The following is a 14492-nucleotide window of genomic DNA, read 5'->3' as shown; positions in this document are numbered from 1 at the left end:
GCATTTGAGCCTAGGGATTAGGCTCTTTTGGCTTTTCCTGATCATCTCTGTCTGTTGGATGATTAACTGGGTTAAGTTCTGTTTCAATCCAGTTAATCACCTCTTTCTGTTGTTTACGGTTCACCATCTGCTCAGTGGAGATCTGTTTTGGAAAAATGCATGAACCTCCATCATGTTTTAGTTTAAAGCCACGCCGGGCTCCCACTGGATGTTTACTGGGCGCATGTATAGCAGCAGCTCTTAATTCAAGCGTTTCAACCTGTTCAAGCACAATTGCTTCTCCTTTTGCTGCTTCAGCATTCTCAATAATATCTCTGAAGGTTCCAAGTACCAGATAGCCCCCATTTAACAATGGTCCCTGACGCAGAGTCTGCTGAACATTTTGCTCCATCACATTCACCCGTTTGAACTGGGTAACACCAAGCTCATATATTTCTCCGGATTGCATCGTTACAACTGCCTGGACACATTGAATATGAATCGCTCTCTCACCCATATTGACCAATAGGCACAATGCATCAGGATTTTCATTCTGGGCATGGTGAAAAATCAGATAAGGTCGATTACTGCGGCGATATTGAACAAATAAATAGTTGTAAATAAATCACCCAGATAAGTGCCATAACGGCAGAGCTAATAGGAGCAATATATTCCACTTAATCCTCCTTCTGTCTAAAAAGTGTTTTAAGCCAGTCAACACGATACAGTTGAAAAAATATTACAATCAATAACATATATAAAGTCATGCCCAGACAGTTAAAAAAATTAGTAGTAATCCTTGACCCTCCGGGCTCAAATCACTATCATAGCCATCTTTCTGTTCCCCGATAGCTCAGTTGGTAGAGCAAATGACTGTTAATCATTGGGTCGCTGGTTCGAGTCCAGCTCGGGGAGCCAATGATTATTAAAAAACCTCAGCAAGTGCTACTTCTGAGGTTTTTTTATGTCTGAAATTTGTTAATCACTTCTTTAATACTCCATCAATTTGTAAATCGATCTCTTCTCCATCAGATAGACCGTGCTCAAACTTATATATATGTTCTTTACAGAATTTCTTCTGCTTAACATCTACCGCGCCAACTTGACTGTGGTTCCAGAGCGTTAAAAAAGATTCGGACACACGGGCAATTATTCCTGTTACCTCGTTGCTAACATCCTCACTCCGTTCAAAAGCTAATTTCACATGACGGTTAATTATCGGTTTTTGAAGCGGCTAACATAGAGGAAACAATATGAATAAAACTAAATTATCTATCGCAATGATGTCATTGGCGCTTCCCGGTCTCACTGTTGCAGATGAGTTACTCGGCATGCAGGAAAATCCAGAGACATGGGTTATGTCAGCAGGAAACTATGCCAATACACGTTACAGCCAATTAGATGAAATCAATCTGGAGAACGTTAAAGATCTGGAAATGGCCTGGTCTTTTTCTACCGGCGTATTACGCGGGCACGAGGGTAACTCGTTGATCATTGATGATGTGATGTATGTCCATACACCTTATCCAAATATCGTCTATGCACTGGATTTGAGCAACGATGGGGCCATCAAATGGAAATACGAACCCAAACAAAACTACTCTGAAACGGTTCCAGTAATGTGCTGTGACGTGGTCAATCGTGGTTTGTCTTATGGGGACGGTAAAATTTTCCTTAACCAGGCGGATACCACGTTGGTGGCGTTAGATATTGATACCGGTGAAGTGCTCTGGTCAGATAAACGTGATACCCCAACTACCGGCGCAACCAATACCGGTAATGCCAATGTCTTTAAAGACAAAATCATTGTCGGTATTTCCGGTGGTGAATTTGGTGTTCGTGGCTATGTTCAAGCCTATGATATGAATGGCAAAACACTCTACAAAGCATATAGCACCGGACCTGATGACGAAATGATGGTCGATCCAGAAAATACCACCGCTATGTTACAACCAATCGGCAAAGATTCCTCATTGAATTCCTGGCAAGGTGAGCAGTGGAAAATTGGTGGCGGCACTACCTGGGGCTGGTTCTCCTATGATCCTGAAATGAATCTTTATTACTACGGAACCGGTAATCCATCTACCTGGAATCCGCTACAACGACCCGGTGACAACAAATGGACCATGTCCCTGTTTGCTCGTGATCTGGATAGCGGTGTAGCCAAATGGATCTATCAGATGACACCGCATGATGAATGGGATTATGACGGCGTTAACGAAAATATTCTGGTGGACCAGAAAGTAAAAGGCAAAATGCGTAAGATGCTGGTGCATTTTGACCGTAATGGCTTTGGTTACACCATGGATCGTGCAACCGGTGAATTATTGGTAGCTGAAAAATTCGACCCAAGTGTTAACTGGGCCAACAGCATCAATATGAAAACGGGACTTCCGGATCGTGTGGCCACCTACTCACCTGAAGCCAATGGTGAAGATACTCAGACAACCGGTATCTGTCCTGCGGCCCATGGAGCCAAAGATCAGCAACCTGCGGCTTATTCTCCAAGAACGGGTTTGTTCTATGTACCAACCAACCATATCTGTATGGATTTGGAACCGTTTGAAGTTGAATATTTAGCCGGTCAGCCATACGTCGGTGCTGAAGTAAATATGTTTGCGGCCACCAAAGACAATATGGGTAACTTTATTGCCTGGGATGCTCGTGAAGGCAAAATCGTCTGGACAAATCCTGAACGGTTCTCAGTTTGGTCCGGAGCCATGGTTACCGCTGGCGATGTTGTTTTTTATGGCACGCTGGAGGGGTATCTGAAAGCCCTGGATGCCAAAACCGGACGTGAACTTTGGCGCTTTAAAACCCCATCGGGCATTATTGGCAACGTTAATTCCTACAAACACGATGGTAAACAATACATCTCAATTTTGTCAGGCATTGGTGGTTGGGCCGGTATTGGCATGACCAATAATCTTGAAAATGATACCGATGGTCTTGGCGCTGTAGGTGCCTACCGATCGCTATCAAGCTGGACCACACTGGGTGGTGTATTAAGCGTGTTTAGCTTGTAAGTTAATGTAAAAGCAGCTTCATAAATTGGCCCGGCACTCTTAATAGTGCTGGGCTTTTTTTATTGGAGTCGTTGGAAATAAATACACCAAAGCAAGATTTTCAGTGATCTAACAGTGTGCAGCAAAATGGCTAATTGAAATTCCCAGCCGACATCCTTACGTCAATTAATGTTTAATCTGTAACCTACACCACGAAGTGTTTCGATAAAGGATTCGGATTGATGAATGTCGAATTTTTTGCGTAAACGATTGATATAAACATCAACCACATTCGTCAATGGATCACTGTTGAGTTGCCAGACTGCATTCAGTATACGTTCACGACTTAACACACGACCTTTGGATTTTGCTAAAAACAACAATAAGTCAAATTCCATTGTGGTCATTTTTATCAGCTCATTGCCCTTATATACTGTCCTGTGGGTCAGAGAAATAGAAATATCATTCAATTTAATAATATTTTCATCGACATCAGGTCCATTTATTCCCCGGCGGGAAAGAACTTCGATACGGGCAAGTAATTCTTCAAAATCAAAAGGTTTTGTTAAATAATCATCGGCTCCTGCACGCAAGCCGTGAACCTTTTCTTCAATATCATCCAACGCTGTAAGAAATAACACCGGCGTAGAAATACCTGCATTACGAATATGCTTTAAAAAACTGATGCCGTCTGTATCCGGTAACATTCTGTCAAGAATAATGACATCGAAGCTATGTGAATTGACCAGCATAAGCCCTGATTGACCATTATGAGCCTGTTCACAAAAATAGCCTTCAACCCTCAAACCTTTGCAGATAAAATCGGCCACACGCTTTTCATCTTCAACAATCAATATTTGCATTGTTACTCCACAGCAAGCTTAATATGAATTGCCAGTCCGTCTTCCGTATTGACCGCCCAGATAGATGCCTGATGGGCATCACATATTGATTTGGCAATGGACAAGCCCAGTCCTGATCCCGTTGGTTTTTCATGCTGCATTCGTTGACTTCGATAAAATCGGTCAAAAATTAATGGCAACTCGTCATCTGCCACCCCAGCACCTTGATCCTGAACAGTAATGATTACATTACCAGCATCCAGTTTTGACGAAACGGTAACGTTGGTATCGGATGGACTATATTTAATTGCATTATCAAACAAGATTCTCAGCAATTGTTGAAATCGATCTTTATCAACCCTGACAATAGCCTCATCAAAAGGAAGGCCACATTTCAGATTGATTTTGTGCTGATTTGCCGTACGTTGAAATTCATTTACGCAATTTTTCAGCAGCTTATTAATCGAATATACATCTATCTTTAACTGAAGATTATTGGCTTCTGTTCGAGCAATAAACAACAAATCATCCACTAGACGACTCAATAAAAGAGACTGTTCATGAACGCTTTCCAAAATACTTCGTGCCTCGGTCTCATCAAGTTGTCTGCTCTGTCGAAGCGCGACCTGGGTTTCGCCACGAATGATGGTGAGTGGTGTGCGCAGTTCATGACTGACATCTGCCAGAAAGCTTCTTCTGGCAGCATCATTTTTTTTCAAGGTTTCATTGAGGACCTGCAATTCACTGGTGCGTTTATTAACCTCAAACTCCAGCTGACTATTGAGTTTATCCCGCAAAGATTTCTCTTCAGAAAGTTTCTGAGCCATATCGTTAAAGGCGGCTGAAATCGCATCAAACTCTCGATCAAATCCGCGTGGCACACGATAATTCAGGTTTCCGCCAGCAAAAGATTCGGCTGCTTTTTTTAGAAAATCTACTGGAATCGAAATATTACGAATCATGGCATAACTACCCAACAGCGCTGCAAATACAGCAAAAATAGTGAGTGCGGCAGCAGCCCAGGCAATATTGGTGTGAATATTTTCGATATCTGAATTTAGTGAATTGACGATAGTACTTTGTCGTTGCAAAGCTGAATTAATGGCTTCCCGAAACCGATTATCAATCTGCTCCTCCAGCAGGAAACGAATTTTTTCAGTATTAAGCTGACTTACCGGCTCAGCAAGCACCGCGTCAAACGCATCAAGAATATCGTTGAGTAACTTTTCCAGCTCCTTGGTATCTTCTACCGTTCCCTTGGTGGCGATTTCGCCCAGAGCCAGTCGTTGTTGTTGTTCAAGTTGCGTTATTGTGGAAATGGCATTGGCAATCAACTCTCGCTTGTTACGAACTAACGCCTGATTGGCATTTTTGCCAAATAATAATTCATCGGTAATCTGTTTGAATAAACGATAACTGTTATTGGATAATTTCCAATGCTCTGTGAGCAATGCATTTGCCATGTTCACTTGAACGATGTTCTGGGCAGTCAGTCTTGTTGACCAGATAGCCAGCGCTCCTGCCAGGAAAACCATGGCAAGAGCGACAACAGCAAAAGCAATAATTTTTTTCCGGTACATCAAATGCAACCCAGTGAAGAATAAAATCGTTCGCAAAAGCTAATATATCAACATTCAGGCAGTTTACTTAAACCATCTCCACTATCTCAGATTAATCTAATGGGTTTTTCACATTAAAAACGTCTGCCAATACCGATACCGAAGATCACAGGATCAATATCAGTGCTGACAGACACAGAGCCCGCCGCCGTATTCCGATAAGTCGCTGTGGTATCAATATCGATGTATTTCAGGTCAAGGTTCACAAACCAGTCATCATCCAGTGCATAGTCAACACCCGCCTGAAAAGCCAGTCCCCAGGATGATTTAAGCTTGACCGAGTCACCGGGATTACTGAGGCCAGAGCTGTTGGGAACCTTTTCATCAAAGAAATAGGTGTAGTTCACTCCCATTCCGACATACGGCTTCAGTTTGCCATTTGGGCGGAAATGATATTGCAAGGTTAGGGTTGGTGGCAGAACTTTGGTTTCAGCGACCGGCCCCAGAAAATCCCAGCTTTGGCTACCATCCACGGTGTGCTCGGAATACCCTAAAATCAACTCTATGCCCCAGTTGGGTGTCATCATGTAGGTGATATCCAGTTCCGGTACAGTATCGCTATCAACACTGACACCTTCCGTTCCTTGATCAACTCCATTGACTGATACCGTTCCACTTGAATCATTTGGATTAACGTTAATCACCCTTCCACGAATCAACCAGTCACCAGCCTCATAAGCCTGAACATAACTGACAGGACCAAGAAACCCGGCCAACAGCATAAACAAAGGTGCACTCGAATATTTCTTCATATTAAGCAGACTCTTTAATAAAGGAGAAAAAGCCTGCACAAGATCTTGTGCAGGCTGAATTAATTACTTACTAAAAGGTAAGGAAGAGTGATGTAATTCGATTTTGACACTGCCATCGTCATCCAATCGATAACCAAATGTGTATTCAACTTTGGTTTCGTTACCAGCCGTATCGGTAAAGTAGTAAAGCCCCATTGCAAGGGCATTGTCGTCACGAATCAGCAAGTCTTCATTCTCAAATCGAACTGCAGTCCAAGGCTGCAGAGCAAAGCCTTTATCTTCCTCAAGCATGCCGCCTACAAAATACGAAAGCGCTTCTTCATAACTGTTTCGGAACGGGTCATCCACCGCTTTAGTTGGTTTGAATAGCACTTTGTCGTCGAATGCATACAAGTTGTCCAGTAACTCACTGGCGACTGCACCTGCATCTTCACCATTGATTTTGGCCTGACCGATTTCCACAATACCTTCTGCCCAGGCGTTTTGTGCTGCCTGAATAGCTTCTGCATCGATTTTATCGATTTGAGCAAATGCCGAGGTGGTAAAAATCAGACTGAATGCGCTTGCAAGATATGTCGTTTTCATTGTTGGTCTCTCCTGTTGTTAACCTGAGAGCCATGATATTTGCAAGAGATGAAAATCAAACCGACAAGGAATTAAGCTTGGATGAATAACAGATTAACAAGTTGTTAATCTTTTATTGTCTGTTTTCAGAAGACGGCATTGGCATATCAACTTAATACTAGTTCGATGACCTGATAAACAAGGCTAACGTGAGATTTCACCTGTTAATGCCGTCGGTCCAGGAATACCTTTAAGGCCAAACTTACGCGTCATTTAGAGAGATACATTCAACATCTTCGCCACTGTCATAAATCTTTAACAAACCACCAATAGACTTAGCAACCAGTAAATTGAGTGTTTTACTTTTTTCATTTGTCAGGAGTTTTTATGAAACTATTTGCGAAGAGCGCAAAGTCAGTTTTTGTCATTGGCGCGCTTATTGGTGCCATGAATTCATCCGCTGCATACGCTGATCTTAAATTGATTGGTTCTGGTGCAAGTTTCCCAGCACCACTTTATAACAAGTGGTTTAAGGACTACAGCAAGCAAACTGATGGCGTTCGTATTGATTACCAATCTAAAGGTAGTGGCGCAGGTATTCAGGATTTCATTAACGAAACGGTAGACTTTGCAGGCAGTGATGCTGCAATGAAAGACAGTGAAATAGAACAAGTCAAAAAAGGCGTTATCCTGCTTCCAGTCACGGCGGGCGAAGTCGTCATTTCTTACAACCTTGATGGTATTCAAGAATTAAAATTGCCACGTGATGTTTATCCGGAAATCTTCCTGGGCAACATTACGAACTGGAACGACCCGAAAATTCAGGCGGCCAATCCTGGTGTAAAACTTCCTGACCAAAACATTACTGTTGTTGTTCGTTCTGATTCAAGTGGTACCAGCTATGTATTCACTAATCACTTAGCAGCAATCAGCGATAACTTCAAAGAACAAGTTGGTGGTGCAAAAGCACCTAACTGGCCAAGTGCTGGCACAATTGTCAAAGCACCTAAAAATGATGGTGTAACAGCGACTATCAAACAAACACCTGGCGCAATCGGCTATGTTGAATATGGATTTGCCAAACTGACCAAAATGCCGACGGCCATGCTGGAAAATCAAAAAGGTAACTTTATTGAAGCTGGTGGCGAAACAGGTGCTTCAGCCTTAGCGACGACTGATTTCCCGGAGGGTAATCTGCCAAATAGTGATGTACCGGACCTGCGTGCATGGGCAACTGACCCATCGGGTGATGATGCCTATCCTATCGCAACGTTCACATGGTTATTGGTTTACAAAAACCAAGGTGAAGAGAAAGCCAAAGCCTTAAAAGACCTTATTGAATACATGATTACAACAGGTCAGGAATCATCTGAAGCAATGGGCTATATCCCGCTGCCAGAAAATGTTGTTGAGAAAGTTCGCAACGCGGCCAGCATGATTCAGTAATCACTCTTGGTGATCGGATAAAACAATGCTGCAAGTGTTTAAAACACTTGCAGCATTTATCTGTTCAAGAGCCTGAAAATAAGATGTTAGCGATATTTATTATAAATATTCACGATTGATAGGAACACAAATGGTTCACGATCCTTTTAAAGATTCCGCAAGTGGCAAAACATTGTCCGCGCCACCTTCTCCCAGTGATTATATGAAAGATTCTGTCTTCCGATCTTTTGCTTATTTATGTGCTTTATCAATCATACTTTTATTGGCTTATATCGTCTTTGAACTCGGTTCTCAGGCTTTACCTGCAATTAAGGAGCATGGTTTAGGTTTTATTACTGGTACAACCTGGGATACCAACCAGAATGAATTTGGCGTGTTACCTGAAATTTGGGGCACGTTATACAGCTCACTGCTCGCGCTGCTGATTGGTGGTGGATTAGGAGTCGCTATTGCCATCTTCCTGACCCAGGGATTCATGCATGCCAAAATCGAAGTGATGTTCAGAACCATCATTGAACTGTTAGCGGCGATTCCTTCGGTGGTTTATGGTTTGTGGGGTATTTATGTACTTATCCCGCTAATCAGGCCGGCCGCCCATTGGCTACATGAAACGTTTGGCTGGTTTCCTTTATTTAGTACTGATTTAAGTGGTCCAGGCCTGGCTCCCGCCGCATTAGTACTCGCTATTATGATTCTTCCGACTGTCGCAGCCATTTCAGCCGATGCCTTCCGTCGTATTCCTTATAAAGTAAAAGAAGCAGCCTATGGTATGGGGGCGACAAAATGGGAAGTGATTCTTAAAGTCATGTTACCAACAGCCTCCTCCGGGATTCTGGCCGGTTTGGTATTGGGATTTGGTCGCGCGTTGGGTGAAACCATGGCACTGGCCATGTTAATTGGTAACGTGAATGACATCAGTGTTTCGCTGTTTGCTCCTGCCAACACACTGGCATCCTTGCTGGCTTCAACCTTCCCAGAAGCAGGTGAGATTGAAATTCAGGCTCTGATGTATGCGTCTCTGGTTTTGCTGCTTATCACCTTTGTGGTCAATGTTGCCGGCCTGGCCGTACAGCAATACACCATGCGTAAATTTGAGGGTAAAAAATGAGTCAGATTAACGAACAGATTCTTCCACCAAGAATCAATTTACCCAGTCTTGAAAAAAATGTGCTCGAACTGAGAGCCCTGAAAGATTTTTTCCTGACAGGACTGGTTTGGGGGCTAGCCATATTAGCCAGTATTCCGCTGGTATCGGTTATTTACATGCTCATCATGGAAGGTGGTGCAAGGCTTGATTTCGAGGCTATCACAGCCTTGCCACCAGCCGGATTCGAAACCGGCGGTGGATTTGGTAATGCCATCGTGGGAACGTTAACCATGGTAGGTATTGCCTCCGCACTGAGTATTCCTATTGGAACCATGGCTGCTCTGTATCTGGCCATTCTTAATCCCAACAGTAAAACCGCGACCGTTTCCAGATTTTTAGCCAAGGTGCTGACCGGCTTTCCTTCTATTTTGGCCGGTGTGTTTGTCTATGCTGTCATCGTTATCACCACCGGCACCTACTCGGCCTGGGCCGGTGGTGTGGCATTGGCTGTATTAATGCTGCCAACGGTCACTCTGGCTGCTGAGGAAGCCATGAAGCAGGTTCCACAAAGAATGAAAGATGCTGCGTTTGGCATGGGATGTACCCGTACTCAGGTCATATTTAAAGTGGTATTACCGACCGCCCTACCCGGGATTATGACCGGGGTCATTCTGGCTGTTGCCGGTGCGGCGGGTGAATCTGCTCCATTACTGTTCACAGCCTTGTTCAGCAATTACTACATGTCAGAGCTGGCAGAACCAACTGCCTCGCTCTCCATTCTGATTTACAACTTCTCTGGTATGCCGTTTGAGAATCAGATTGAACTGGCATGGACCGCATCGCTGGCGCTGGTCTTACTCGTACTGTTTTTCAATATCGTTGCCCGTGTCGTTGGCAGAACGAAATTTAAAGAATAACCAAGGAAATAACTATGAATATGCAAGCCGAAACAGGTGAATTTATTGCCAAGAAATATGAGCCTAAAGGCCCAGTCGTTTTAGACTGCTACGTCAAAAATATTTACTACGGTGATTTCAGGGCTGTTAGAGATACCACTATCCCGGTTGAAAAAAATAAAGTGACTGGCTTTATTGGTCCTTCTGGTTGCGGCAAAAGTACCGTACTGAGAAGTATGAATCGGATGAATGATTTGATTGACTCGTTCAGATTTGAAGGTCACATTCAATATCATGATCACGATATCTACAGCAAAAAAGTAGATGCCGTGATAGTAAGACGTTATATCGGCATGGTGTTCCAGCTTCCTAACCCCTTCTCAATGAGCATTTATGACAATGTTGCATTTGGTTTACGACTCAATGGTTATAAAGGCGATGAAGAAGAGATGGTGGTCAAAGCGTTGAAAAGAGCGGCTATCTGGAATGATGTTAAAGATAAACTTAAAAACAGTGGTCTCTCACTATCAGGTGGCCAGCAGCAGCGTTTGTGTATTGCTCGAGCGATTGCAACAGAGCCCGATGTGCTGTTAATGGATGAGCCCTGCTCTGCCCTGGATCCCATTGCCACACGACAGATTGAAGAACTGATGGTTGAGTTAAAACAGCATTACAGCGTAGCGCTGGTCACCCACAATATGCAGCAGGCAATGCGTGTTGCTGATGTCACCGCATTTCTGGGAGTGGATATTTCTAATGGTGGCCGCACCGGCTATCTGGTGGAAATGGATGACACAAAGAAAATTTTTGAAGACCCACAGCAATTGCTCACCAAACAATATGTCCGGGGTGAGTTTAGTTAATCCTGGTCTTTTGTCATTTTCACGAATAATTACGGAACAACATGATGAACTATCGGGCTTGATTTGATGGTCAATATTGCAAGACTTGATATTGCTGCCATCAGATCGTGCCTGATAGATACGCAACTCAACTTTAAAAAGATTAATGCCTCGCTCAAGGTGAAACGCACACCACCAAGCGATACGGTGATCGAAAACCTGATAGCGGGTTATGCAAAAATAGACGAGTACCTGGTCAACGGTATTGATTTATTTGCCTATGGTAATTCGGGGTTACTTCTCGAACTGAACTATATTGTTCTGTATCAACACTCCACCACATCATCTGTAGAGAAACACTCCCAGTTTGAAGCCACTCAAGCCCACTTTTATGATGTAAGAGATGGTGGGATTGGTCAGTTAATGGATTGGCTGGCATTAAATCAGAATACGAATGTCTGGAAACGTTGTGCTGGTATCTTCACCAACATCCTCAGTCAGCCACAGCTATTTTTAGAAGGAAATCACCGCACAGGCTCCTTGATTATGAGCTATGTGTTAATGCGTGAAGGTTATTCACCTTTTGTCTTATCTTATGAAAATGCCAAGCATTTTTTTGAGCCAGCAGAGTTAACTAAAAAGCGGCGAAAAAAATCGCTGGTAGATGACTTCATTTACCTGCCCAAACAAACACGAAAATTTGCCAAGCTACTCAGAAGCGAGCAGGAGAAACGCCGGTTTTTACTGAGTGGTGCTTGTTGAACTTCAAACTCAGCTATTAATGTGAAATAGATCCTAGTGATAGTTTCCCGTGGATTTTTTATCTTTTAATTCACCACGATTGGAGCGCAGGATTTTTTGAAACTGTTCCGGATCGTTTTTGAGAATATTGACATATTCATTTACTAATTCATGCCAGTCGGCACCACCGTAAATGGAAAACTTCTCCAGTGACACCATTAATAATTTAGCAGCGACTCTGAGTTCTTTGTTATCCGCTTCACCATACCAGTCGGTTAGCTCACTATAGAGTGCTTCGATTTTTTCTAACGGCGTAAACTCCACCACCATATCCTGATTTTCTTTTTTGCTCATAGTGATTCTCAAATACTGTAAACGGTGTTTTGTCTGATAGAGGCTCAGTCAGCTCAGATAGTTAATTCATAGGCTAATGATATATCTTGGGCCATGTCATTACGTAAAACCAATAATCGACTTTTGTTCGTAGTCTTAAGCTGCACAATTATTCGCTTTGATTCTATTGTAGGTAATGTTGTCGGCTACCAGTATATGATCCGCTAAAAGCCGGTTTGAATAAATCCCCAAAGGTAAAACGCCGGCATTAAGCCGGCGTTTTAGTGGAACAATGTCACTGCTCGATTTATTTATCAGAAGTAAATTCCGGATAAGCAGACATACCGCATTCGCTGATATCCATACCTTCCATTTCTTCTTCTTCATCAACACGTAGTTTGGCGAATTTATTAATGATCGACAGTACGATAAATGAAGCGATAAACATCCACGCAAACGTGACTACAGTACCGATCAGCTGACCGGCAAAGGTAGCATCCGGGTTACTGAACATGACCGCGAAGATACCCCAGATACCGGCAGTACCATGGACCGAGATTGCCCCAACCGGATCATCAAGCTGCATTTTATCCAGAAAGATGACAGAGAACACCAGCACAATACCACCAACTGCACCAATGATCAGTGCCAGCCCAGGACTTGGCATTAAGGGTTCAGCAGTAATTGCCACCAGACCAGCCAACGCACCACTGATTGTCATAGTTAAGTCCGTTTTACCGAACAGGAATCTGGCCAGCAATGATGCAGCAACCATACCTGCAGCGGCGGCCATATTGGTGTTTACAAAGATCTTCGCTACGGCGTTGGCTTCTTCAATATTGGCAATTTTTAACTCAGAACCGCCATTGAAACCGAACCAGCCAAACCACAGAATAAACATCCCTAATGTTGCCATCGGTAAATTCGCACCTGGAATCGCGTGAACCTCACCATTTTTACCGTATTTGCCCTTACGTGGCCCGATAATAATGACCGCGGCCAACGCGGCGGCGGCACCAGCCATATGCACGACGACTGAACCGGCAAAATCCTGGAAGCCCAGTTGATCGAGGAAACCACCACCCCATTTCCAATAACCTTCTACCGGATAGATAAAACCGACCATAAACACAGCAAAGATCAGGAAAGGCCACAAACGCATACGTTCAGCTACCGCACCAGAAACAATCGACATGGTTGCTGCAGCAAATACCGCCTGGAAGATAAAATCAGCCATCGCTGAGTAATATGGCGCACCTTCGCCACCGGCTAATACCGATTCAGGACTATTATCTTCACCGAGGAAGAAGTCCAGACCAGGAATCCACGAGTTTACTGGATCGGCCGGGTACATGATGTTGTAGCCGATAACAAAGTACACCAGACAGGCAATACCATATAAAAGAACATTTTTATTGAGAATTTCGACAGTATTCTTACTACGTACCAATCCCGATTCCAACATGGCAAACCCAGCTGCCATCAACATCACCAGCGCTGTACACATCAGGAAATAAAATGTGTCGAGCGCATAACTTACTTCAATTACAAGCGTATCCATTTTACTCTCCTAAATAGCTGCTTCACCGGTTTCACCCGTTCTGATACGAACAGCCGACTCCAGTGTTGAAACGAAAATTTTGCCATCACCGATTCTTCCGGATTTGGCGCTGGTAGTAATGGCTTCAATGGCTTTTGCCACATCATCATCACCCACCACTAATTCAAGTTTGATTTTTGGCTGAAAATTAATCGTATATTCTGCCCCCCGATACATCTCGTTATGGCCTTTTTGCCGGCCATAACCCTTAACCTCTGTCACGGTGAGGCCGGATATACCAATTTCCTGAATCCCGGCCCGCACCAGTTCGAGAGCATGTGGGCGAATGATCGCCGTTATCATCTTCATTTCTCGCTCCTGTTGATTAAAATTAAATTTAATTTACCCTGGCGAAACAATGAAAAATCCATGCCACGTATTTTTCCTATAATAGTCAGTGAGTTAAGAATAAATGTTAGATAGATGAAGAACAAACGCATCATTTTGGTGCAGCAGAAAAGTTAAAAATGCACTGGCAATGTGCACCTTTAAGTAAAGGAATTTTTATTCAGGATTCAAAGCAGGTTCTGTTATTAGGGCGTGTTGATCTTTCATCTCCGCCTCTGTTGTGAGCTGAAAAAGCGTCAATCAAGGCACGAGGAGCGCCTTTTGTGAGATACATCCATGTATCCCACCCCGTTGGGGCTTACGCTCAAAAACGTTTATCTCCATGGATGGAGTGTATGCAAAAGCAATGTCTGGAACATTGCTTGTCCCGGCGTTTTTGTAGTTGTTCTAAATAAGTGACGAGCAAAGCTTCCGCATCCTGCTCACGCCCCTGACCTA

General features: G+C 43.5%; 14 protein-coding genes and 1 tRNA gene. 7 read left to right on the top strand and 8 right to left on the bottom strand.

The window, feature by feature from the left end:
• Positions 1–10: 10 nt before the first annotated feature.
• On the bottom strand, positions 11–448 hold the full coding sequence (locus B3S93_RS11825; protein ID WP_292403025.1) for a hypothetical protein: 438 nt from the start codon (positions 446–448) through the stop codon (positions 11–13).
• A gap of 373 nt (positions 449–821) precedes the next feature.
• Here B3S93_RS11825 and B3S93_RS11820 point away from each other — a divergent pair.
• A tRNA-Asn gene (locus tag B3S93_RS11820) sits at positions 822–897 on the top strand.
• A 335-nt stretch (positions 898–1232) separates the two neighbouring features.
• The gene (locus B3S93_RS11815; protein WP_292403024.1) at positions 1233–3005 is read left to right on the top strand and encodes a methanol/ethanol family PQQ-dependent dehydrogenase; all 1773 of its coding nucleotides are present in this window, start codon (positions 1233–1235) and stop codon (positions 3003–3005) included.
• A gap of 161 nt (positions 3006–3166) precedes the next feature.
• Here B3S93_RS11815 and B3S93_RS11810 read toward each other — a convergent pair whose 3' ends face one another.
• From B3S93_RS11810 to B3S93_RS11795, 4 genes are all read right to left on the bottom strand, one after another.
• The gene (locus B3S93_RS11810) at positions 3167–3847 is read right to left on the bottom strand and encodes a response regulator transcription factor (RefSeq protein ID WP_292356023.1); all 681 of its coding nucleotides are present in this window, start codon (positions 3845–3847) and stop codon (positions 3167–3169) included.
• Between the two features lie 2 nt (positions 3848–3849).
• The gene (locus B3S93_RS11805) at positions 3850–5406 is read right to left on the bottom strand and encodes a sensor histidine kinase (RefSeq protein ID WP_292403021.1); all 1557 of its coding nucleotides are present in this window, start codon (positions 5404–5406) and stop codon (positions 3850–3852) included.
• 113 nt (positions 5407–5519) lie between these two features.
• Positions 5520–6197, bottom strand: a complete 678-nt coding sequence (locus tag B3S93_RS11800; RefSeq protein WP_292403019.1) for an OmpW/AlkL family protein — start codon at positions 6195–6197, stop codon at positions 5520–5522.
• Positions 6198–6260: 63 nt separating this feature from the next.
• Positions 6261–6782, bottom strand: a complete 522-nt coding sequence (locus B3S93_RS11795; RefSeq protein ID WP_292403016.1) for a hypothetical protein — start codon at positions 6780–6782, stop codon at positions 6261–6263.
• Between the two features lie 333 nt (positions 6783–7115).
• On the opposite strand from B3S93_RS11795, the gene pstS reads away from it, so the two are divergent.
• The 5 genes from pstS (at position 7116) to B3S93_RS11770 (ending at position 11794) form a co-directional block, all read left to right on the top strand.
• Positions 7116–8207, top strand: coding sequence for a phosphate ABC transporter substrate-binding protein PstS (gene pstS / locus B3S93_RS11790; RefSeq protein WP_292403013.1), 1092 nt, complete (start codon positions 7116–7118; stop codon positions 8205–8207).
• A 202-nt stretch (positions 8208–8409) separates the two neighbouring features.
• Positions 8410–9315: a phosphate ABC transporter permease subunit PstC gene (gene pstC / locus B3S93_RS11785; RefSeq protein ID WP_292403011.1), complete on the top strand. Its 906-nt coding sequence runs from the start codon at positions 8410–8412 to the stop codon at positions 9313–9315.
• Positions 9312–10211 carry a phosphate ABC transporter permease PstA gene (gene pstA / locus B3S93_RS11780; RefSeq protein WP_292356032.1) on the top strand — a complete coding sequence of 300 codons (900 nt, stop codon included), beginning with the start codon at positions 9312–9314 and terminating at the stop codon, positions 10209–10211. Before pstC ends, pstA begins: the two co-directional genes overlap by 4 nt.
• Positions 10212–10225: 14 nt before the next feature.
• Complete coding sequence (gene pstB / locus B3S93_RS11775; RefSeq protein ID WP_104934604.1) at positions 10226–11053, top strand: phosphate ABC transporter ATP-binding protein PstB; 828 nt, start codon at positions 10226–10228, stop codon at positions 11051–11053.
• 66 nt (positions 11054–11119) lie between these two features.
• Complete coding sequence (locus tag B3S93_RS11770; protein ID WP_292403008.1) at positions 11120–11794, top strand: hypothetical protein; 675 nt, start codon at positions 11120–11122, stop codon at positions 11792–11794.
• A 33-nt stretch (positions 11795–11827) separates the two neighbouring features.
• Here B3S93_RS11770 and B3S93_RS11765 read toward each other — a convergent pair whose 3' ends face one another.
• The 3 genes from B3S93_RS11765 to B3S93_RS11755 form a co-directional block, all read right to left on the bottom strand.
• A complete protein-coding gene (locus B3S93_RS11765) occupies positions 11828–12127 on the bottom strand; it encodes a hypothetical protein (protein WP_292403005.1) in 300 nt (99 codons plus the stop codon).
• A gap of 286 nt (positions 12128–12413) precedes the next feature.
• A complete protein-coding gene (locus tag B3S93_RS11760; protein WP_292356038.1) occupies positions 12414–13667 on the bottom strand; it encodes an ammonium transporter in 1254 nt (417 codons plus the stop codon).
• A gap of 9 nt (positions 13668–13676) precedes the next feature.
• Entirely contained in the window at positions 13677–14015 is a 339-nt protein-coding gene (locus B3S93_RS11755; RefSeq protein ID WP_292748884.1) for a P-II family nitrogen regulator, read from the bottom strand.
• Positions 14016–14492 lie beyond the last annotated feature (477 nt).

This window comes from Methylophaga sp. UBA3613 (assembly GCF_002375415.1).
GTDB lineage: Bacteria > Pseudomonadota > Gammaproteobacteria > Nitrosococcales > Methylophagaceae > Methylophaga.
The sequence above is the reverse complement of the archived record's forward strand: the minus strand, read 5'-3'. Positions and strand labels throughout refer to the sequence as shown.

What these genes read in the sequence shown, in the direction of transcription:
- B3S93_RS11795 (WP_292403016.1), bottom strand. Translation starts at nt 6,782, where the DNA reads ATGAAAACGACATATCTTGCAAGCGCATTCAGTCTGATTTTTACCACC.
- B3S93_RS11770 (WP_292403008.1), top strand. Translation starts at nt 11,120, where the DNA reads ATGGTCAATATTGCAAGACTTGATATTGCTGCCATCAGATCGTGCCTG.
- pstB (WP_104934604.1), top strand. Translation starts at nt 10,226, where the DNA reads ATGAATATGCAAGCCGAAACAGGTGAATTTATTGCCAAGAAATATGAG.
- B3S93_RS11755 (WP_292748884.1), bottom strand. Translation starts at nt 14,015, where the DNA reads ATGAAGATGATAACGGCGATCATTCGCCCACATGCTCTCGAACTGGTG.
- B3S93_RS11805 (WP_292403021.1), bottom strand. Translation starts at nt 5,406, where the DNA reads ATGTACCGGAAAAAAATTATTGCTTTTGCTGTTGTCGCTCTTGCCATG.
- B3S93_RS11765 (WP_292403005.1), bottom strand. Translation starts at nt 12,127, where the DNA reads ATGAGCAAAAAAGAAAATCAGGATATGGTGGTGGAGTTTACGCCGTTA.
- pstC (WP_292403011.1), top strand. Translation starts at nt 8,410, where the DNA reads ATGAAAGATTCTGTCTTCCGATCTTTTGCTTATTTATGTGCTTTATCA.
- B3S93_RS11760 (WP_292356038.1), bottom strand. Translation starts at nt 13,667, where the DNA reads ATGGATACGCTTGTAATTGAAGTAAGTTATGCGCTCGACACATTTTAT.
- B3S93_RS11815 (WP_292403024.1), top strand. Translation starts at nt 1,233, where the DNA reads ATGAATAAAACTAAATTATCTATCGCAATGATGTCATTGGCGCTTCCC.
- B3S93_RS11800 (WP_292403019.1), bottom strand. Translation starts at nt 6,197, where the DNA reads ATGAAGAAATATTCGAGTGCACCTTTGTTTATGCTGTTGGCCGGGTTT.
- B3S93_RS11825 (WP_292403025.1), bottom strand. Translation starts at nt 448, where the DNA reads ATGCAATCCGGAGAAATATATGAGCTTGGTGTTACCCAGTTCAAACGG.
- pstA (WP_292356032.1), top strand. Translation starts at nt 9,312, where the DNA reads ATGAGTCAGATTAACGAACAGATTCTTCCACCAAGAATCAATTTACCC.
- B3S93_RS11810 (WP_292356023.1), bottom strand. Translation starts at nt 3,847, where the DNA reads ATGCAAATATTGATTGTTGAAGATGAAAAGCGTGTGGCCGATTTTATC.